18 protein-coding genes are annotated in these 19,355 nt (G+C 64.6%); 11 read left to right on the top strand and 7 right to left on the bottom strand.

The annotated features are described in order from the left end of the window. Positions 1–51: 51 nt before the first annotated feature. Entirely contained in the window at positions 52–192 is a 141-nt protein-coding gene (locus tag VOM14_RS20615; RefSeq protein ID WP_327630594.1) for a hypothetical protein, read from the bottom strand. A gap of 336 nt (positions 193–528) precedes the next feature. Here VOM14_RS20615 and VOM14_RS20610 point away from each other — a divergent pair, with 336 nt between their 5' ends. Then, positions 529–1,197 carry a hypothetical protein gene (locus VOM14_RS20610; protein ID WP_327630593.1) on the top strand — a complete coding sequence of 223 codons (669 nt, stop codon included), beginning with the start codon at positions 529–531 and terminating at the stop codon, positions 1,195–1,197. Positions 1,198–1,243: 46 nt separating this feature from the next. Next, the gene (locus VOM14_RS20605; RefSeq protein WP_327630592.1) at positions 1,244–3,190 is read left to right on the top strand and encodes a DUF3857 domain-containing transglutaminase family protein; all 1,947 of its coding nucleotides are present in this window, start codon (positions 1,244–1,246) and stop codon (positions 3,188–3,190) included. Between the two features lie 47 nt (positions 3,191–3,237). Here the strand turns inward: VOM14_RS20605 and VOM14_RS20600 are convergent, their stop codons facing one another. The 4 genes from VOM14_RS20600 to glgC form a co-directional block, all read right to left on the bottom strand. Beyond that, positions 3,238–3,699 carry a hypothetical protein gene (locus VOM14_RS20600; protein WP_327630591.1) on the bottom strand — a complete coding sequence of 154 codons (462 nt, stop codon included), beginning with the start codon at positions 3,697–3,699 and terminating at the stop codon, positions 3,238–3,240. A 172-nt stretch (positions 3,700–3,871) separates the two neighbouring features. After that, positions 3,872–4,738, bottom strand: a complete 867-nt coding sequence (gene pdxY / locus VOM14_RS20595; protein ID WP_327630590.1) for a pyridoxal kinase PdxY — start codon at positions 4,736–4,738, stop codon at positions 3,872–3,874. A gap of 329 nt (positions 4,739–5,067) precedes the next feature. After that, entirely contained in the window at positions 5,068–6,528 is a 1,461-nt protein-coding gene (glgA, locus tag VOM14_RS20590; RefSeq protein ID WP_327630589.1) for a glycogen synthase GlgA, read from the bottom strand. Between the two features lie 88 nt (positions 6,529–6,616). Further along, the gene (gene glgC, locus VOM14_RS20585; RefSeq protein ID WP_327630588.1) at positions 6,617–7,882 is read right to left on the bottom strand and encodes a glucose-1-phosphate adenylyltransferase; all 1,266 of its coding nucleotides are present in this window, start codon (positions 7,880–7,882) and stop codon (positions 6,617–6,619) included. 702 nt (positions 7,883–8,584) lie between these two features. Here glgC and VOM14_RS20580 point away from each other — a divergent pair. Next, on the top strand, positions 8,585–9,769 hold the full coding sequence (locus VOM14_RS20580; protein ID WP_442955568.1) for an alpha/beta fold hydrolase: 1,185 nt from the start codon (positions 8,585–8,587) through the stop codon (positions 9,767–9,769). A gap of 9 nt (positions 9,770–9,778) precedes the next feature. Here the strand turns inward: VOM14_RS20580 and VOM14_RS20575 are convergent, their stop codons facing one another. Further along, positions 9,779–10,774: an LLM class flavin-dependent oxidoreductase gene (locus tag VOM14_RS20575; protein ID WP_327630587.1), complete on the bottom strand. Its 996-nt coding sequence runs from the start codon at positions 10,772–10,774 to the stop codon at positions 9,779–9,781. Positions 10,775–11,170: 396 nt separating this feature from the next. Between VOM14_RS20575 and VOM14_RS20570 the strand changes: the two genes are divergently transcribed. After that, the gene (locus VOM14_RS20570) at positions 11,171–11,314 is read left to right on the top strand and encodes a hypothetical protein (RefSeq protein ID WP_327630586.1); all 144 of its coding nucleotides are present in this window, start codon (positions 11,171–11,173) and stop codon (positions 11,312–11,314) included. A gap of 54 nt (positions 11,315–11,368) precedes the next feature. Beyond that, on the top strand, positions 11,369–12,970 hold the full coding sequence (locus VOM14_RS20565; protein ID WP_327630585.1) for a rhodanese-related sulfurtransferase: 1,602 nt from the start codon (positions 11,369–11,371) through the stop codon (positions 12,968–12,970). Positions 12,971–13,022: 52 nt separating this feature from the next. Here VOM14_RS20565 and VOM14_RS20560 read toward each other — a convergent pair whose 3' ends face one another. Next, positions 13,023–13,151: a hypothetical protein gene (locus VOM14_RS20560; protein WP_327630584.1), complete on the bottom strand. Its 129-nt coding sequence runs from the start codon at positions 13,149–13,151 to the stop codon at positions 13,023–13,025. Positions 13,152–13,999: 848 nt separating this feature from the next. On the opposite strand from VOM14_RS20560, the gene VOM14_RS20555 reads away from it, so the two are divergent. The 6 genes from VOM14_RS20555 (at position 14,000) to VOM14_RS20530 (ending at position 19,230) form a co-directional block, all read left to right on the top strand. Beyond that, positions 14,000–14,551: a hypothetical protein gene (locus VOM14_RS20555; RefSeq protein WP_327630583.1), complete on the top strand. Its 552-nt coding sequence runs from the start codon at positions 14,000–14,002 to the stop codon at positions 14,549–14,551. A gap of 38 nt (positions 14,552–14,589) precedes the next feature. Next, entirely contained in the window at positions 14,590–15,543 is a 954-nt protein-coding gene (locus tag VOM14_RS20550) for a patatin-like phospholipase family protein (protein ID WP_327630582.1), read from the top strand. A gap of 329 nt (positions 15,544–15,872) precedes the next feature. Continuing rightward, entirely contained in the window at positions 15,873–16,562 is a 690-nt protein-coding gene (locus tag VOM14_RS20545; protein WP_327630581.1) for an ABC transporter permease, read from the top strand. Between the two features lie 4 nt (positions 16,563–16,566). Further along, positions 16,567–17,280 (top strand): ABC transporter permease, encoded by a 714-nt coding sequence (locus VOM14_RS20540; protein ID WP_327630580.1) that lies wholly within the window; start codon positions 16,567–16,569, stop codon positions 17,278–17,280. A 77-nt stretch (positions 17,281–17,357) separates the two neighbouring features. After that, the gene (locus VOM14_RS20535) at positions 17,358–18,149 is read left to right on the top strand and encodes an ABC transporter ATP-binding protein (protein WP_327630579.1); all 792 of its coding nucleotides are present in this window, start codon (positions 17,358–17,360) and stop codon (positions 18,147–18,149) included. 31 nt (positions 18,150–18,180) lie between these two features. Beyond that, positions 18,181–19,230 (top strand): GlxA family transcriptional regulator, encoded by a 1,050-nt coding sequence (locus VOM14_RS20530; protein WP_327630578.1) that lies wholly within the window; start codon positions 18,181–18,183, stop codon positions 19,228–19,230. Positions 19,231–19,355 lie beyond the last annotated feature (125 nt).

Raw genomic sequence — 19,355 nt, 5'->3', positions numbered from 1 at the left:
CGCGACGCGATGCGTGCGCGGCTATCGTCACCATCGGCGAGATCGCGACGATTAACGGCAGTGGCGTTCCCAGTGATGATGCACTCGCACCTTGTGGCATACCTGATGATGGTGATGCGTGGCAGCTTGTGCGGGGGCGATTGCGCAGAGCGCAGCGGCGGCTGCGGCAACGGCCAGGACGATCTTCTTCATTACAGAATCCTTAAGTCAGTGGTGGAGTACTCGCAGTGCAGCACGACGCATGCCGCACGGTCGGATAGCATGCCACATCGACCAGTGAATGCGCGAGCAACAATGTCGCAATGCACCTGTCCCTTTGAACGGCGAACGGCGAACGGCGAACGGCGAACGGCGCGCGCGGCCGCGTGAAGGGACGTTGCGCGATGCGACTCGATCTGGCACAACAGAGCGTGCGCGTCGCCGCGCATGTCGCTTGCAAGCGAGGCGATGCAACGGCTACCCTTTCGAAACGATGACGCACGCAACGGCGTCATCTTTATATCGGGCAAAAAGATGGAAGACCGAGCGATGGAAGATTCCGACGAATTGCTGCTCCCGGTCTGGCGCGCGAACCTCGTGCTGTTGACGAGCGAGGTTGGCGCGGCAAGTCGCCTCGCACGCATGATGACCTTCTCCGCGAGCTATCTGAAACTCATGTTGTCCGGCCAGCGCGAATTCAGCGAGGAGTTCGTGCGCGGCATCGAAGCAGTGACCGGCTTGCCGAACGGCTGGATGAACACGCCGCATCTCGGGACCGAGATTCCCGCCAACGCGCGCGAAGCGATCGACAACGAGCAGCCGCTCGCGCGCTTTCGCGGCACCGCGCATCCCGTGCGAAAAAAGACCGTGCTGCGGCCGCCGGAGCCGATCTTCGGGCAGGCGTCGCCCGCACGACGCAGCGAAGACGACACTTTGGAAGCCGAAGCGCATCGGCGTCAGGCGCATTTCCGCAAGGTGCGCGAGCTTGCGGTTCAGGAGGTTCGGCGTTTCGAGCGGCATCTCGTGCATGCGCCGGTCGAGCTTGCTGCATTGCGAACGAAGGTGGAAGACGTGATTGCCGCCGCCGATCTCGACGATCCGATTCAGGCCGATCTTGCCGGGCGTCTCGAACAGATCGAAAAGCATCGTCATCTGCTGCTGCGGCATGTCGAGCGCTTGCAGGCGTTGCTGCTCCAGCTCGGCGAAGGCGATTCGTGAGCGGCGGCGCTGCGGCGAGGCGCGCGCGAGGCGCGGAACATCGTTTATGACGCACTGCATGGCGTGCCTGCGGCCAGCCCGCGCGGCTGTTGTGTTCGCGTTTTGCGTGGCCGCCGTGAGCGCGTTCACCGCCCCGGTTGCGTTTGCCGAGGAGGCGAACGCGGACTCGTCGCCCGACGATCGCGCGCCCTACACGACTGAAAGCGACGTCCATCTCTTCACGATCCAGAAAGACGGCTCGGTGGTTGAGCACGACGACAGCGTGTTGCGTGCGAACACGACCAGCGGCGTCGACGACATCGCACAACGCTATGTCTGGTTCAACAAGGACATCGAGCAGGTGCAACTGCTCGCCGCGGAAACCATCGATCCCGACGGCGCCGCGCACCCGGTCGGTCCCGAAGCGATCCGCGATGTCCAGGAGCCGCGTTCCGCGGGCGCGCCGAGTTTCGAGGACGGCGTGCTGCGCACCGTGATCTTTCCCGGTGTCGAGCCCGGCTCGCGCGTGCGTCTCGCGTTCGGCAAGACACGCGAAAAGCCCTTGCAGGCAGGCACTTTCGCGTATCTCGTGGAGCCGACGCGCGAACCGGTCGAGGCGCAGCGCCTGATCTTCGATCTTCCCGCCGACGTGCCGCTTTATGCCGACGCGCGCGGCTACGCCGCGTTGCCGCCGGTCACGGCAAATGGCCGCACGCGTTATGAATTCGACTACCGTCACGGGCCCTATGCGCGGCTCGAAACGGGCGCGGTCGGCTACGCGAACTGGGGCGACCGGCTGATGGTCTCGACGGTGCCCGACTTCGCGAACTTCGCCGCGCGCTATCGCGGCCCCGCGACCGACGCCACCATGAACGATCCGGCTATCGTGCAGCTTGCGCGTTCGCTGACCGCGCGCGCGGCCGATCCGCGCGCGAAGGCGCAGATCCTGTACGACTGGATGCGCATGAATATCCGCTACGTCGCGCTGTTTCTCGGCGAGACGGCCGCGATTCCGCACAAGGCGACCGACATCCTGCGCAATCGTTATGGCGACTGCAAGGACCACGTCGCGCTGTACAGCGCGCTGCTGGCGGCGGTGGGCATTCGCAGCGAAGCCGTGCTGCTCAATCTCGGTCCGTACTACAGCCTGCCGGACGTGCCCGGTTATGGCGCGAGCGCGATCAATCACGCGATCGTCTGGATTCCCGAGCTGGCGCTGTACGCCGACACGACGGCGGGCGGAGTGGGCTTCGGCTATCTGCCGGCGGGCGTGATGGACCGGCCGGTGCTGCGGGTCGGCGAAGGCGTGCTGTCGCGCACGCCCGCCACGCAACTGCGCGAGCGAACCGCGCGCGTGCAGATCGACGTCGATGAAAACGGCGCCGCGCATTACGCGTATCGCGTGGAAGACGCGGGCATGACCGCCGAGATCGAACGCAACATATTCCGGCGCGCGACGCGCCAGCGCGCGCAGCAGATCGCCGCGAGCCGTCTGTTGCAGACGGGTTTGCATGGCACCGCGCAATTGCAGACCGGCGATGTGGCCGCGACAGGCGGCCCGTTCGCGACATCGATGCAGGGCAAGGTGGAGCACTTCGTGTGGACCGACGGCGCCACGGCGCTGCCCACGCTGACGAGCTTGGCGGGCGGCATGGGCTCGCAGGTCGAGGCATGGCTCGCCGAGCCCGCGCGCACCCAACCGTGGGCGTGCGTGGGCGGCGAATTCGACGAGACGCTCGAACTCACGCTGCCGCGCTTCGTCAAGATGACGGACCTGCCGTCCGATACCGATGTGCATAACCGGTTCGTGACGTTTTCATCGCGCTACGTGTTCGATCCCGCGGCGCGCGTGTTGCAGATCAGGCGGCAGCTTCGCGCCGCGTTCGGACATCAGATGTGTTCGGCGGAGGAATTCGCCGCGATGAAGGACGACCTGGTGCGTATCGAGCGCGACCTCGACGCGCAAATCGTGGTCAAGGCCGCGAACAGCGCTCACGTTGCGGGCGCGAAATAGCGCGCTGTTTTTGCCGCTGTTTTTACCGCTGCCTTGGCCCGCTGTCTTTACCGCTCGCCTTGCTGGCGCAAAACTTCTTCACGCAGACGCACGAGCGGCGCTTTCGTTTCGTCGTCGGCCCACGTGTCGAGATCGTCGATGGCGCGCTGGCAGCCATCGAGCACGAGGTCGAGGTCCACCGGCACACCGTTGTTCAGCGCGAATTCGATCGTCTCGGCGAACTGCTGGCACTCGTCCTCGCCGTAGGAAATGTCGAGGTTGTCGGCGATCACTTCGGCGATGTTGCTGCGCGCCTTGTCGTCGAGCGTCACCATGTCGATGATGCCGCGCGCCACCGCCGGCGAGTAGTACAGCGCGATGTCGAGCCACTGCGCGGGATCGAAGTCCGGCTGGTCGAACTGGTTCTCGAAGAACTCGATGGCTTCCTGTTCGTGCGTTTCGTCGGCGTCGACGCTCACGCACAACTGCTCAAAATATTCTTCCCGCTCGCTGCGGATATAACCGTCCATCGATGCCTCGTCTGCTGAAATGCCGGATGCTGGAAAAGTTGGCGCGCGTAAGGGCATGGCCGCTCGCGCGCGGCACGCATTATAGGACGGCCGGCGGCGAGACGAGGTTCCCCGGCATCCGCGCAATGCCGTGGTGCGATGCGGGTTCGGGCCGCGCCCGGCAGCGTAACCGCTACGCCGATTCCGCCACCCAGGCGTCGAACCACTCGCGCGGCTGCGCGATTTCGTTTTGCGCGGCCACCAGTTCCAGTTCGTAGCGCCCGGCCTGCCAGGTCGTCTTGACGACCGCGTTGACGGCGGCGAGCGTGTGTTCGAACGCCGCGCGGATCGTATCGCCGAGCAGAATGCGCGCGACGAACACCGCGCTCGTCAGATCGCCGACGCCGACCGGCTGCCGCGCGAACGGATAGAGCGGGCGCTGCGCCATCCACGCCTCGCGTTCGGTGACGACCAGCATGTTGAAGCGGTCGGCGAGACTGTTGCGATCCAGCAGATGTTTGACCAGCACGAGCCTCGGCCCGCGCGCGATGATCTCGCGGCACGCGGTGACGGCTTCTTCGAGCGTCTCGATCTCGCGGCCCACGAGGCGCTGCAACTCCGGATGGTTCGGCGCGATTGCGTCGGCCATTTCCGGCATGGTGCGCACGAGAAATTCCTGGATGCCGGGCTCGACCTTGTAGCCGCTCGCCGCGCCCATCACCGGGTCGCAAAAGTACCAGGCGCGCGGATTGGCGGCCTTCACCGCCTTGACGATCTCCAGCACCGACTGCGCCTGCTCCGGCGTGCCGAGGTAGCCCGAGAGCACGGCGTCGCAGCGCGGCAGCATGCCGATCGCGCCGATGCCCTCGGCGAGTTCTTCCATCTGCGGGGCGTTGATGGCCGTGCCGGTCCAATGGCCGTATTGCGTGTGATTCGAGAACTGCACCGTGTTCAGCGGCCACACGTTCACGCCGAGCCGCTGCATGGGAAATACGGCCGCGCTATTGCCCGCGTGCCCGAACACGACATGTGACTGAATACTCAGAACGTTCTTCGTCATGGTATGGCTCGCGCAGCGGGCCGCGCGACTGATGGATACGGAGGGTTGCAACGCGATGGCGGCCCGGCTCACGTCCGGCTGAAGTTCGGCTCGACCCGCTGCCTCGACTCGCTGCCTCGACTCGCGCGCGGAACTTCCGGAACTGCCGGAGCTGCTTTAGCGATGCTGCAACAATAATGCACGCTGTGCATCGTCGGGAAACAATACATGAGTTTGCAGCAAGGCAGGGTGATCCGTCCCTGTGTTGTTGCGCCGAACCATCATCTGCAAGGGGATGCGGCTTCGCTTCGACGCCGCCGCGCCGGCGGTTCAGGCCGCCGGCGCGCGGATCACGCCAGCTCGCGGTAGAGCGCGAGATAGCGGTCGGCCGACGCGCCCCAGCCGAAGTCCTGGCGCATCGCGCGCCGCTGCGCCGCTTTCCATTCGGTGCGGCGACCGTAGAGCGCGAAGGCGCGGCGGATCGCGGCGGCGAGGCCGCGCGGCTCGAAGTGCTCGAAGACGAAACCGGTCGCGAGGTCGTCGGCGAGATTTTCCAGCGAGGCGTCCACCACGGTGTCCGCGAGACCGCCCACGCAATGCACGAGCGGCAGCGAACCGTACGCGAGGCCGTAGAGCTGCGTGAGCCCGCACGGCTCGAAACGCGACGGCACGGCGACCACGTCGCTGCCCGCAATGATCGTATGCGCGAGCGTTTCGTCGAAGCCGAGTTCCACCGCGACCGACTCGGGATGCGTCTGCGCGACGCGCTTCAAGCCGTTTTCCAGCGCCGGATCGCCGCTGCCGAACACGATCAGTTGACCGCCGCGTTTGACGATCTCCGGCACGCATTCCAGCAGCAGATCGAGGCCTTTTTGCTCGGTGAGCCGGCTGACCACGCCGAACAGCAGCGCATCGGTTTTCTGCGCGAGGCCGAAGCGTTTTTGCAACGCCTCCTTGCACGCCAGCTTGCCGGCGAGCCGCGTCGGGCTGTAGCGATTGTCGAGCAGCGCGTCGCTCGCGGGATTCCACACCGTGTAGTCGACGCCGTTCAGAATGCCGCTCAGGTCGTGAGCGCGCTCGCGCAGGAGCGCGTCGAGTCCGCCGCCTTGCGCAAGTGTCTGGATTTCACGGGCGTAGGTCGGGCTCACGGTCGTGATGCGGTCGCTGTAGAAAAGCCCCGCCTTCAGGAACGACAACTGCCCGTAGAACTCGACGCCATGCATGTTGAAAAAATCGTCCGGCAGGCCGAGTTGAGCAAATTGATGCGCGGGAAAAATGCCCTGATACGCGAGGTTGTGCACGGTGAACACGCTGCGCGCGGGCGCGCGGCCATGCTGCCGCTCGGCCGCTTTCAGATAGGCGGCGGCGAGGCCCGCGTGCCAGTCGTGCGCGTGGACGATCGATGGCGACCACGCCGGATCGAGGTGCTGCGCGAGCTGCGCGGCGACCCAGCCGAGCAGCGCGAAACGCTGCGCGTTGTCGCCGTACGGCACGTGTTCGTCGTTCAGATAGGGATTGCCGGGCCGGTCATACAGTGTCGCCGCGCGGATCATGTAGACGGTCAGTCCGTTCGACGGCAGCGTGCCCTGTTCGAGCGTGACGCCCGGCGCATCGAAACGGCGGCCCAGTTGCGCGACCGGCCGCAAGTCGCGCAAGCCGGCGGCCACGGCGGGAAAGCCGGGCAGCAGCACGCGGACGTCGGCGCCGCGCTCGATCAGCGCGGCCGGCAAGGCGCCCGCGACGTCGGCGAGACCGCCTGTTTTCAGAAGCGGATACAGCTCGCTGGCGACATGCAGGGCGCGAATCGTCATGGGCTCGGTCTCGTTCCTTGGATCGTGGCGGGGCGGTCTTCATGCGGCGGATCGCGTGCGGCGCGGGCCGACACGCGACCGCGCAGCGTCATTTCACGTCCTGCTGCAGCGACTCGGGCGTGACCAGCACCACGCCGTCGTCGGTGCGATAGAAACGCTCGGCGTCGCGCACCGGATCTTCGCCGATCACCGTCCCGTTGGGAATCGAGCAGCCGCGGTCCACGACCACTTTCTGCAGCCGGCAACTCGCGCCGACGGTGACCTGCGGCAACAAGACTGCCTCATTGATGTTACAGAACGAACTCACTTTCACATTCGACGACAACACCGAGCGCGAAATCTGCGAACCCGAGATCACGCAGCCGCCGCAGACGATCAGATTGTTGCCCGAGCCTTGCAGCCCCTTCATGTCGCGCACGAACTTGGCGGGCGGCAGTTGTTCCTGATACGTCCAGATCGGCCAGCTACGGTCGTAGAGGTCGAGCGTCGGGATCGTGGAGGCGAGGTCGAGATTGGCGGCCCAGTAGGCGTCGATCGTGCCGACGTCGCGCCAGTACGGCTCCACGTTCGGGTCCGACGACACGCATGACATGCTGAACGGATGCGCGATCGCGGTGCCTTGCGTGACGACGCGCGGCAGGATGTCCTTGCCGAAGTCGTGATCCGTATCGACGGTCGATATGTTCTCTTCGAGCAGCGAATACAGATAGTCGGCATTGAATACGTAGATGCCCATGCTCGCCAGCGCGGTATCCGGGCGGCCCGGAATCGACGGCGGATCGGCCGGTTTTTCGACGAAGCCGGTGACGCGGCGGTTTTCGTCGACGGCCATCACGCCGAAGGCGACCGCGTCCATGCGCGGCACCTCGATGCAGCCGACCGTGCAGTCCGCGCCGCTGTCCGCGTGATCCGCGATCATGCGCGTGTAATCCATTTTGTAGATGTGATCGCCCGCGAGCACGACCACGTATTTCGGCCGGATCGAACGGATGATGTCGAGATTCTGGAACACGGCATCGGCCGTGCCGCGATACCAGTGCGCGCCTTCCACGCGTTGTTGCGCCGGCCACAGGTCGATGAATTCGCCGAACTCGCCGCGCAGGAAACTCCAGCCGCGTTGCAGATGGCGCAAAAGCGAGTGCGCCTTGTACTGCGTGACGACGGCGATGCGCCGGATGCCGGAGTTCAGGCAATTGGACAGCGCGAAGTCGATGATTCTGTATTTGCCGCCGAAATGCACGGCCGGTTTGACGCGCTTGTTGGTGAGCGGGCCGAGCCGCGTGCCTCGCCCGCCGGCGAGGACGATGGCGAGAGTAGTGCGTTGCAGGTCGTTCAGCCGAGCCGGAGTATCCATGTCTTGTCTCCTGTCGACCGGAGTTGCCGCCTTGGCGGCTTACTCCGGTCCCATGCAGTTTTATCGCGGTCGACCGGAGTTGCCGCCTTGGCGGCTTACTCCGGTCCCATGCAGTTTTATCGCGGTCGACCGGAGTTGCCGCCTTGGCGGCTTGCTTCGGTCCCACGCAGCCTTATCGCGATCGCGTTCGACCAGAGTGGTGCAAAGCACTTACCTTGGTCCCATGCAGTTTTATCGCGTTGACCAGGGGGCGCGTATCAGCGCGCGACTCCGGTCTCATGCCAAGCACTTACTTCGGTCCCATGTAAATTGCTGCTGGCTTTCCTGCCCCGGATGACGCTGTCGCCTGGCTTTGCGCGATCGACTCCTGCTGGCGGCCGGCTTCGTTGGCGAGCCCGTCCCGTAGTTCTAGCACTGAATGGCCTCGAGTGGACAGCGTTTATCGCACGCAAGCCTGTTGGGTGCTCAACTGCGAACGATCGCCGCTTGCATGCCGACGCACCGTGCGCCATGCCACATTGCGCGCGACGTGCGCCGCGCAATTTATGTGCCACGGGTGCCCGGCCCGGCTGGCTTGCGCGTGCGGCTGCACGTCGCGGGTGTGCGTCGCGGGTGTGCGTCGTAGAATCGGTCGCTGCCTGTCTGTCGTGATGCCGTCGCGGATTGACGTCCGCCGCCCGCCGTCCCATTGAAAAAATATTCATGACCTTTCGCCCATTTCCATTGATCGCAACATTGAGCGCTGCTGCGTTTTCCGCCTTCCCGATGGCGGTTCAGGCCGTTTCAGCTGCTTCGGCTTCCGCTTCGGCTTCGGCTTCGGCTTCGGCTTCGGCTTCCGCTTCGGCTTCCGCTTCCTCTGAAGCGCCCGCTGGCAATCCGGGCGCGGCGGTATCCGCCAGTGGCGCGGTCGGCAGCAAGGGGGGCGATGACAGCAATAATGGCCCCGTCTATGGCCCTGAGCTGGAAGGCTTCAACTATCCCGCGCCGGTCGCGCAATACGACTTCACGTCGCAAGGTGTTGCGCTGCACATGGCGTACATGGATGTCAAACCCATGCATCCTAACGGCCGCACAGCCGTGCTGCTGCATGGCAAGAATTTTTGCGGCGCGACATGGGACACGACGATTCATCGCTTGAGCGACGCCGGTTATCGCGTGATCGCGCCGGATCAGATCGGCTTTTGCAAGTCGAGCAAGCCGGAGCACTATCAGTACAGTTTTCAGCAACTGGCGCGCAACACGCATGCGCTGCTCGAATCGCTCGGCGTGAGGCGGGCGACGCTCATCGGCCATTCGACGGGTGGCATGCTTGCCGTGCGCTATGCGCTGATGTATCCGCGAGAGACGCAGCAACTGGTGCTGGTCAATCCGATCGGGCTGGAGGACTGGAAGGCGAAGGGCGTGCCGTCGCTGTCCGTCGATCAGTGGTATGAGCGCGAGTTGAAGACTCGCGCCGACGGCATTCGACGTTACGAGCAGGCGACTTATTACGCGGGCCAATGGCGCGCGGACTACGAACCCTGGGTGCAGATGCTCGCGGGCATGTATCGCGGGCCAGGCAAGCAGATCGTCGCGTGGAATTCCGCGCTGCTGTACGACATGATTTTCACGCAGCCGGTTGTTTATGAACTCGGTCAGTTGAGCATGCCCACGCTGCTGCTGATCGGCCAGAAGGACACGACGGCCATCGGCAAGGACGCCGCTTCAACGGACGTGCGCGCGAAAATCGGCCACTATCCGGAGTTGGGGAAGGCCGCGGCAAAAGCGATTCCCCACGCGACGCTGGTCGAATTCGCCAACCTGGGGCACGCGCCGCAGATGCAGGACCCGGCGGCATTCCATCGGGCGCTGCTCGATGGAATGGCGGCGGTGCCGGCGAACCGTTGAACGGCGCGCTTATCGTCCGCCAGCCAGTTCCTCGCGTATTTCCGCTCCGATTTCGAACGAGCGCAGCCGCGCGTGGTGATCGTAAATCTGCGCGGTCAGCATCAACTCGTCGGCGCCGGTTTGCTCGATGATCGATTTGAGCCCTTCGCGCACGGCATCGCGGTCGCCGATCGCCGTGCACGCGAGCGAATGCGCGACCGAATTCAGTTCCATCTCCGAAGCGGCGATCTGATCGACCGGCGGCTGCAATTGTCCCGGCGTGCCGCGCCGCAAATTGACGAACTGCTGCTGCAGCGAGGTGAAAAGACGCGTGGCTTCTTCTTGAGTATCGGCGGCGAACAGATTCACGCCGACCATCGCGTACGGCTTATCGAGCGTTTCCGACGGACGGAATTGCGCGCGATAAACCTGCAATGCCTTGAGCAGGTAATCCGGCGCGAAGTGTGACGCGAACGCGAACGGCAAGCCGAGCGCCGCCGCGAGCTGCGCGCTAAAGAGCGACGACCCGAGCAGCCAGAGCGGTACGTGCAAACCCGCGCCGGGCACCGCGCGAATCCGCTGGCCTGCCACCGGGTCCGCGAAATAACGCTGCAATTCGACGACGTCGTCGGGGAAAGAATCCGCGCTGTTTTGGAGGTCGCGGCGCAGCGCGCGCGCCGTGCTTTGATCCGTGCCGGGCGCGCGGCCGAGGCCCAGATCGATGCGCCCGGGATAGAGCGATTCGAGCGTGCCGAACTGTTCCGCGATCACGAGCGGCGCGTGATTCGGCAGCATCACGCCGCCCGAGCCGACGCGGATCGTCTTCGTGCCGCCGGCCACATGGCCGATCACCACCGAAGTCGCCGCGCTCGCGATACCCGTCATGTTGTGATGTTCCGCGAGCCAGAAACGGCGGTAGTTCCACCGTTCCGCATGCTGCGCGAGATCGAGTGTGTTCCTGAAGGCGTCGGCGGGCGTGGCGCCCGCAATGACGGGCGAGAGGTCGAGGACCGAGAAAGGGATCATTGTCTGTTCGCTTGCTGCTTCTGGCGCTTTCACGCGATGGCGCATTCTCGCAAAGCTTCCCGCTTTCTGCTGGCGAGCCCGCCATGTCCACGTTTGCGGAAGGGTCTGTCGGGGGCTTCACATTCCACGCAAAGCCGGTGCAACGTCGATAGGAATATGGCCGATCCCTATTTAAGAGGCGCATTTAACCGGCGCGTGGCGTGCTCCCCGCTCGACCCGTAATTCCTGTTGTACGCGCACTCGCGGCAGCGCTTTTCGAGCGTCGGTTTCATCCGGGACCGGGGAGGGCACGCCGGTGAAGGATCACATCGTATGGGCTTGATCGGCGTGCTCCGTGGCGCGGAAATTGCGCAGCGTTACCGCGTATCGGCGATATGCATCGCTTGAGTAATGTGCGTGAACAACGCATGTGAGCAGTCTTTTGGTGACCGTACGTCGATCGGCATTCACGTGTACGGTGGAAATATCGGAGCGGTGACGCGTTCGGTCTACCCTGGCGGCACGAGCCGCAAGCCGGTCAGCTCCGGCTATCTCCGGTGATTAGAACGACGTGTCGCCGAACATCTGGAATGTCTCGAAGGAGTCCGCGAACCCATGACTTTCGTGAAAGATTTTCGTACCCGGTCCTATCCCGACGTGCGCCGCGCCCTGCTCGAACGCGAGGAAATCGCGCTCGCCGACGTGCGCGAGGAAGATCCGCACGCGCGCAGTCATCCGCTTTTTGCAGCGAACCTGCCGCTCTCGCGGATCGAACTGGAAGCGCCGGTGCGCCTGCCGCGCCGCGATGTGCCGATCGTCGTGCTCGACGACGGCGAGGGTCTTGCCGCGCGCGCCGTGCAGCGCCTCGGCGAGCTGGGCTATAGCGATGTCGCGTTGCTCGAAGGCGGTCTGCAAGGCTGGCGTCAAGCCGGCGGCGAGGTGTTTCAGGACGTCAACGTGCCGAGCAAGGCGTTCGGCGAACTGGTGGACAGCGTGCGCCACACGCCGTCGCTGCCCGCGCAGCAGGTCCAGGCGCTGCTCGATCGGGAAGCGAATGTCGTGGTGCTCGACGCGCGCCGTTTCGACGAGTATCAGACCATGAATATCCCCGGCAGCATCAGCGTGCCGGGCGCCGAACTCGTGCTGCGCGCGCGCGAGCTTGCGCCGGACCCGGCCACGCGGATCATCGTCAATTGCGCGGGGCGCACGCGCAGCATCATTGGCGCGCAGTCGCTCATCAACGCGGGCGTGCCGAATCCGGTTGCGGCGCTGCGCAACGGCACAATGGGCTGGACGCTGGCCGGGCAGCCGCTCGCGCACGGCAGTTCGCGCCGGCCGGATTCTCCCGTCGACGACGCGCTGCGTCTGGTCGCCGCCGATGGCGCGCGCGCGGTCGCCGATCGCGCGAGAGTAGGGCGCACCTCGCGCGACGAAGCGCGCCGCTGGGCCGACGAAGCGGTGCGCACCGTGTATCGCTTCGATGTGCGCACGCAGGAGGAATACGAAGCGGGTCACGTGCCCGGTTTTCGTCACGCGCCCGGTGGCCAGCTCGTGCAGGAAGCCGACATGTTCGCGCCGGTGCGCGGCGCGCGCGTGATTCTCGCGGACAGCGACGGCGTGCGCGCGAACATGAGCGCCTCCTGGCTCGCGCAGATGGGCGTCGAGGCTTACGTCGTGGATGGTTTGACCGCCGCCGACTTCGGCGAGAAAGGCCCCGCGCCCGCGCCGCGTTTCGCGCCGGAACCGCCCGCCGCCGATGAAATCGCGCCCGCCGAACTGGCCGCGCTGCGTCAGTCGCCAGGCACCGCCGTGCTCGATTTCACGAGCAGCGCGAACTATGTGAGGCGCCACATTCCGGGCGCTTGGTTCGCGATTCGCAGCGAACTCGCGCAGGCGTTGCACAAGTTGCCGGATGTCGAACGCTACGTGGTCACATGCGGCAGCGGTCTGCTCGCGCGCTTCGCCGCGCCGGAACTTGCCGCGTTGACCGGCAAGCCGGTGCAGGTGCTGACGGGCGGCACGGCGGCGTGGATCGAAGCGGGTCTGCCGGTCGAGGGCGGCGAGACGCGCATGGCGTCGCCGCGCATCGACCGATACCAGCGTCCTTATGAAGGCACCGATAACGCGCGTGAAGCGATGAACGCGTATCTGGAATGGGAATATGGACTCGTCGCGCAACTGGCTCGCGACGGCACGCACGGTTTTCATGTGATCTGATCGCGTGCCCGGCGTGCTGGAAGATGCTCGAAGATGAAGGCAAACGCGCGGCTCATGTCGCGCGTTGCGCGCGTGTCTGCTTGAACTGCCGTTCGATGGCGGCGCCGACGCGCTCCACCGGCGGCTGCCATTTGCCGGACATGCCCAACGGGTTGACTGGCATTGCGAATGACTGTGACATAGGCGTCGATCTTCACGATGGCCAATAGATTGGTTCGTTGGCCTGATGAAATTGCATTACGCTTCGCTCAAGGATCAAACCTCGCGTCGAACAAAAATTCGCCTGTTTGCTTAGCAGAATAATGCGTTGGTTTTATAGAGGCCGCTCGCTTGCAGCGTCGTGACCTCACCGCAGCGCCACGCCGACACCGACAAAGCGGCCAATGTAATTCGCGCGCATCCGGATGCGCGTGCCGATTCGATCACCGCTTCCCGCCGCCCTGAAGTGGCACTCCGCCGCAGCGCGTTCACCGCGAAATCCTCTGCCGATTCGGTGTAAACGCGCTCTCGTCTAAAGCGTCCAATCCGTTTAGATTAACGACACTTGGAAGGCTTATCGAGGGACCAGGGCGGCCACACAAGCAGCGGTCCGCCACTTCCGGCGATGGCGCAAGGTGTGCGGCCAAGGCCGTTCATCGCTGCACCGGAACCGGGCCGCTGCGCGTCGTCCGCTGAATGGGTTCTGCCCGCTTTTCGCGCACCCCCGGGGCGTGCCGACCGGACCGGTCGAATCCGATGCCGGAAGACCAGGGCGACGCCTTGCACGGCGTCGCTTTTTGCTTCTTGTTGCGTCTGTTGCTGTTTGCAATAAATCCCCCGCAGACGGCGCGCTTTTCGTCAAAACGCTTGACGTCCCCCCGTTTTTCGCACTTCGAGCCCTGCGGCGCGGCACTCGCACGCGCCGGCGCTCGCTCGCGGTTTTTTCTCCACACGGTTATCCTGTAGTACACCCTGAATGAAAACCCGTTCGGGGAATCATTCGACAACCGATGCAAGCCGATGCGCTCGCATCGATACAGGAAATTCGCTGTGAGCCTGAAATTGCCTATTGTCGCGATGCTGGCCGCGTGCGTTGCGCTCGCCGGTTGCGACGACCAACAGAGCGACCGCGCCGTGCAAAAAATCAAGGAATTCTTCAACGCCGTGAAGCCCGACGCACTGCTGCTCAGAAACATGACACCCGGCGTCACGTCCGAAGCGCAGATTCGCGAGCAGATGGGCAAGCCCGAAACCGAACGCACCTATACGGACGGCTCGAAACGCTTCGAGTATCCACGTGGTCCGCAAGGTATGAATACGTACATGGTCGACATCGACCGCGACGGTAAGCTTCAATCCATCACGCAAGTGCTGACGGCGGCGAACTTCGGCAAGATCCGCATCGGCATGAGCGAGGACGAAGTGCGGCGGCTGCTCGGCAAACCCGGCGAAATCGCGGTTTTTCCGCTGAAGCCGGAGACGGTATGGAGCTGGAAGTGGCGTGAAGGCGGCGTGGCCGAAGAGGGCATTTTCAACGTGCACTTCGATCAGAACCAGCAGGTGTACACGACATCGCGGTCGGATGTGGTGCGCGGTCGATAAAGCAGTCGAAACAGACAGACAAAAGCGGGCGGGGAATCATGATACGTCGACGTCGATACAGCCGGATCGGGCTGGTGCTGGGAGGCGGCGCGGCGCGCGGCTGGGCGCATATCGGTGCGATTCGCGCGCTGCACGAAGCGGGCATCAAGCCCGACGTGGTGTGCGGCAGCTCGATCGGCGCGTTGGTCGGCGCCGTCTACGCAAACGGTGACCTCGACTGGCTCGAGGAGTGGGTCTCGCGGCTCACGTGGCAGACGGTCGTGCGGCTGCTCGACTTGCGGCTCTCGGGCGGTTTGCTCGGCGGACGCAAGGTGATCCAGCTTTTCGCCGACAAATTCAATGGGCGTTCCATCGCGCAACTCAACATGCCCTTCGCGGCGGTCGCCACCGAACTCGACACGGGCCGCGAAAGCTGGCTGCAGGACGGCAGCGTGCTCGACGCGGTGCGCGCGTCGATCGCGATTCCCGGCATCTTCACGCCGGTGTGGCACAACGGCGTGTGGCTCGTCGACGGTGGTCTGAGCAATCCGGTGCCGGTGTCGGTGGCGCGCGGCATGCGGGCGGACTGCGTGATCGCGGTCGATCTGAACAACGACATTCTCAACGGACGCGATTTTGGCGGCGCGGTGGTCGAGACGCCCGCCATCGACCCGAGCGCGCCGCCGCCCGTTTCGCTGCGCCGTAACGGCAAGCCGTGGCCGCGCTGGCTCGCGCCCGCCGACGAGCGCGCCACCGACGACGTGCGCGTGCCGCCCGCGCCCAGCGCGCGCGTGCCGTCCATGCTGAGTTCGATCGCGCAAAGCATCGACATCATGCAGGTGCGGATCACGCGCAGCCGTCTCGCAGGCGAGCCCGCCGACATCCTGATTCAGCCGCGCCTCGGCGGCATGGGCATTTTCGATTTTCACCGCGCGGCGCCCGCGATCGAAGAAGGACGCGCGGCCGTCGAATACATGCTGCCGGCGATTCGCGCGCGGCTCGGCGTCGACTAGCGGCACGGCGTTTTCAGCGCGGCGCGCACCTCTGAAGGCGTTGATGCCGCGCGCGAAGCCCACGTCATCTATCGAAAAAGCGACCGCAAACTTGCGAAATCGCGGCGGCGCCCCCAGCGGGCGCATCGCCTCGCCCACCACGACGCCCCGCAAAACCAAGCGCCACGAGCCGCGCCGCGGGTTCGAGTCTGCCTTGCTGCGACGCAGCAAAGCGCGCGCTTGCCTTTGAGATTTTAATTTTCGCTTGCGAGACTCCGCGCCATGCCGGATGAGTCGAGCCTTGCCGACTGCATCCGTGGAGATTGCAAACGAACTCAATGGAGACGCGCGTGTTGCTATACGGCTTTGGTCCTGTGTTGCTGGCCGGCACGATCCAGACGATCGAGCTGTCCGTGCTGTCGCTCGCGGCCGCCGTGCTGCTCGGTCTCGCGGGCGCGGCGGCGAAACTCTCGTTGAACCGGCCGTTGCGCGCGCTCGCCACCGGCTACACGACGCTGATCCGCTCGGTGCCCGACCTCGTGCTGATGCTGCTGCTTTTCTACAGCATCCAGATCGCGGTCAACAATCTGACCGACGCGCTCGATCTGCCGCAGTTCGACATCGATCCGTTCGTGGCCGGCGTGCTGACGCTCGGCTTCATTTACGGCGCGTATTTCACCGAGACGTTTCGCGGCGCGTTTCTCGCCGTGCCGCGCGGCCAGCTCGAAGCGGGCAGTGCGTATGGCATGAGCGGCGTGCGCGTGTTCACGCGCATCCTCTTTCCGCAGATGATGCGTTTCGCGCTGCCTGGCATCGGCAACAACTGGCAGGTGCTCGTGAAAGCGACGGCGCTGGTGTCGATCATCGGTCTCGCCGATGTCGTCAAGGCCGCTCAGGACGCGGGCAAGAGCACCTTCAACATGTTCTTCTTCATTCTGATCGCCGCGTTGATCTATCTCGCGCTCACCACCGTTTCGAACCTCGCGCTGATCTGGCTGGAACGCCGCTATTCGATCGGCGTACGCCACGCGGAGCTTTAAGACCATGATCGACATCCTCAATCAGTTCTGGCGCGCGTTCCTCTACTGGGACGGGCAGCGCATGTCCGGTCTCGCGGTCACGCTGTGGCTGCTGGTGGCATCGGTCGGCATGGGCTTTTGTCTTGCGATTCCGCTCGCGGTCGCGCGTGTTTCGAGGAATCGCTGGCTGTCCACGCCGGTGCGTCTCTACACGTACGTGTTTCGCGGCACGCCGCTTTACGTGCAGCTTCTGCTGATCTACACGGGCATGTACAGCCTCGAATTCGTGCGCTCGCATCAATGGCTGGACGCGTTCTTCCGCAGCGGTTTTCACTGCGCGATTCTCGCGTTCGCGTTGAACACCTGCGCGTACACCACGGAGATTTTCGCGGGCGCGATCCGCTCGAGCTCGCATGGTGAAGTGGAAGCGGCGCGCGCGTACGGCATGAGCTGGTTCACGATGTACCGCCGCATTGTGATACCGTCCGCGCTGCGCCGCGCATTGCCGTTGTACAGTAATGAAGTGATCCTGATGCTGCACGCCACCACGGTCGCCTTCACGGCCACGGTGCCGGACATTCTGAAAGTGGCGCGCGACGCGAATTCGGCAACCTATCAGTCGTTCGATGCGTTCGGCCTCGCGGCGCTGATTTACCTCGTGGTGTCGTTCGCGCTCGTCGCGTTGTTCCGCCGCGCCGAGCGTCATTGGCTGGGTTATCTGGCGGTGCGCACGCATTGATCGCGCCGTGTTTGCAACAGGCGGCGCGACGCAGGTCGCCGTCGCAAGTCGATCCGTCTTTTCACAGGGAGAGCATCTTGCTCCACACCACTCAAACCGAAGCTTGCAAGCTCGCCGTGCAGGACATCCATAAGCGCTATGGCGACAATGAAGTGCTCAAGGGCGTGTCGCTCAACGCGAACAAGGGCGACGTGATCAGCATCATCGGCGCGAGCGGCTCGGGCAAGAGCACCTTCTTGCGCTGCATTAACTTTCTGGAGCGGCCGAACGCCGGGCAGATCGTGGTCGACGGCGAAGCGGTGAAGACGAAAACCGACCGTGCCGGCAATCTCGAAGTGGCCGATCACAAGCAACTGCAACGTATCCGCACGAAGCTCGCGATGGTGTTCCAGCACTTCAATCTGTGGGCGCATATGAACGTGATCGAGAACATCGTCGAGGCGCCGATTCACGTGCTCGGCGTGCCGCGTCGCGAAGCCGAGGAGCGCGCGCGCGAGTATCTGGAGAAAGTGGGTCTCGCGCCGCGCGTCGAAAAACAGTATCCGTCGCATCTTTCCGGCGGTCAGCAGCAGCGCGTAGCGATTGCCCGCGCGCTCGCGATGAACCCCGACGTCATGCTGTTCGACGAGCCTACTTCGGCGCTCGATCCCGAACTGGTCGGCGAAGTGTTGAAGGTCATGCAGAAGCTCGCCGAGGAAGGGCGGACCATGATCGTCGTCACACACGAAATGGGCTTCGCGCGCAACGTGTCGAACCACGTGATGTTCCTGCATCAGGGCCGCACCGAGGAAGAAGGCTTGCCCGCCGACGTGCTGAGCGCGCCGCGCAGCGAGCGGCTCAAGCAGTTCCTCTCCGGCAGCCTGAAGTAACGCGGCCCGCACTCAGCGTTTTATTCAAGCGATGGCCCGTACGTCCAGTCCTGCCCGCACCACGCAGGTCGCAATCGTTGCCTTGCCGCCCGTGTCGATGTCGGGCGTCGGGCCGATTGTCGACGCGCTCAATCTCGCCAATGAAATCGACGGCCGCGCGCTGTACCGCGTGCAGGTCTGCTCGTGGGACGGCCGCGCCGTGCCGCTGTCGGGCGGCGCGCAATGGCCCGCCGACGCCGCGTTCGGCGACGCGATTGCGTGCGACTGGCTGGTCATTGTCAGCGAACGGTTTCAGCAATTCGCCGACTATCGCCTCTTTCTCGCGAGCCTCGCGCGCGTCGGTCAGCGCACGCCGCTCGTCACGGGCATTCATCACGGCGTGTGGTGGCTCGCCATGGCGGGACAGTTGTCCGGCTATCGCGTAAGCGTCAACTGGGAAACGTATCAGCAGTTCTCGGAGCAGTTCGAGCGTTCCATCGTCACGCAACAGATTTTCGAAATCGACCGCGATCGCGCGACGTGCGCGGGCGGTCAGGCGACCGTCGACTTCATGCTCGCGATGGTCGGCCGCGAGCATGGTCCGGAGCTTGCGGACCGGATCGCGGATACGCTGGGCGTCGGCGTGTTGCGCGCGGGCGAGGAGCGTCAGCGCATTCCGTTCGTGACCGCGCCCGGCGAGCGCCATCCGCGCCTGAACGATGCGCTGCTGCTGATGGAAGCGAATATCGAAGACCCGCTCACCACGGACGAAATCGCCGGTCTCGTCGGCGTGTCGCGGCGGCAACTGGAGCGCCTCTTTCGTCAGTATCTCGGCTCGATGCCGTCCAAATACTATCTGGGGCTGCGGCTTTCGAAAGCGCGCACGCAATTGCAGCGCACCAGCAAGTCGGTGGTGCAGGTCAGCCTCGCGTGCGGGTTTTCGTCGGCGGCGCATTTCTCGAATGCTTATCGCGAGCGCTTCGGCGTGACGCCGCGCGAGGATCGCCGCAACTGGATCGACAGGCACACCGGCGCGAGCGGCGCCGCCTTGAATGAGCCGCGCGCGGGCGCGTTGATCGAGCGGCCGGATCTCGACGGTTGATCCTGGTTGACCCTGCTCGCCCCTGCTCGACCCGGACTGGCAGCGGCGCGTTGTGCAAACCGTCGCGCGCCTGAAAGCCCACAGAAAACGTCGCGTATGCGCAAGACGTAATGCGTGCGGTTTCC

It is taken from the genome of Paraburkholderia sp. MPAMCS5, from assembly GCF_036016995.1.
Taxonomy (GTDB): Bacteria; Pseudomonadota; Gammaproteobacteria; order Burkholderiales; family Burkholderiaceae; genus Paraburkholderia.
Note: the sequence above shows the minus strand (reverse complement) of the source record. Positions and strands in the feature narration are given on the sequence as shown.

What these genes read in the sequence shown, in the direction of transcription:
- VOM14_RS20615 (WP_327630594.1), bottom strand. Translation starts at nt 192, where the DNA reads ATGAAGAAGATCGTCCTGGCCGTTGCCGCAGCCGCCGCTGCGCTCTGC.
- VOM14_RS20610 (WP_327630593.1), top strand. Translation starts at nt 529, where the DNA reads ATGGAAGATTCCGACGAATTGCTGCTCCCGGTCTGGCGCGCGAACCTC.
- VOM14_RS20605 (WP_327630592.1), top strand. Translation starts at nt 1,244, where the DNA reads ATGACGCACTGCATGGCGTGCCTGCGGCCAGCCCGCGCGGCTGTTGTG.
- VOM14_RS20600 (WP_327630591.1), bottom strand. Translation starts at nt 3,699, where the DNA reads ATGGACGGTTATATCCGCAGCGAGCGGGAAGAATATTTTGAGCAGTTG.
- pdxY (WP_327630590.1), bottom strand. Translation starts at nt 4,738, where the DNA reads ATGACGAAGAACGTTCTGAGTATTCAGTCACATGTCGTGTTCGGGCAC.
- glgA (WP_327630589.1), bottom strand. Translation starts at nt 6,528, where the DNA reads ATGACGATTCGCGCCCTGCATGTCGCCAGCGAGCTGTATCCGCTTCTG.
- glgC (WP_327630588.1), bottom strand. Translation starts at nt 7,882, where the DNA reads ATGGATACTCCGGCTCGGCTGAACGACCTGCAACGCACTACTCTCGCC.
- VOM14_RS20580 (WP_442955568.1), top strand. Translation starts at nt 8,585, where the DNA reads ATGACCTTTCGCCCATTTCCATTGATCGCAACATTGAGCGCTGCTGCG.
- VOM14_RS20575 (WP_327630587.1), bottom strand. Translation starts at nt 10,774, where the DNA reads ATGATCCCTTTCTCGGTCCTCGACCTCTCGCCCGTCATTGCGGGCGCC.
- VOM14_RS20565 (WP_327630585.1), top strand. Translation starts at nt 11,369, where the DNA reads ATGACTTTCGTGAAAGATTTTCGTACCCGGTCCTATCCCGACGTGCGC.
- VOM14_RS20560 (WP_327630584.1), bottom strand. Translation starts at nt 13,151, where the DNA reads ATGTCACAGTCATTCGCAATGCCAGTCAACCCGTTGGGCATGTCCGGC.
- VOM14_RS20550 (WP_327630582.1), top strand. Translation starts at nt 14,590, where the DNA reads ATGATACGTCGACGTCGATACAGCCGGATCGGGCTGGTGCTGGGAGGC.
- VOM14_RS20540 (WP_327630580.1), top strand. Translation starts at nt 16,567, where the DNA reads ATGATCGACATCCTCAATCAGTTCTGGCGCGCGTTCCTCTACTGGGAC.
- VOM14_RS20530 (WP_327630578.1), top strand. Translation starts at nt 18,181, where the DNA reads ATGGCCCGTACGTCCAGTCCTGCCCGCACCACGCAGGTCGCAATCGTT.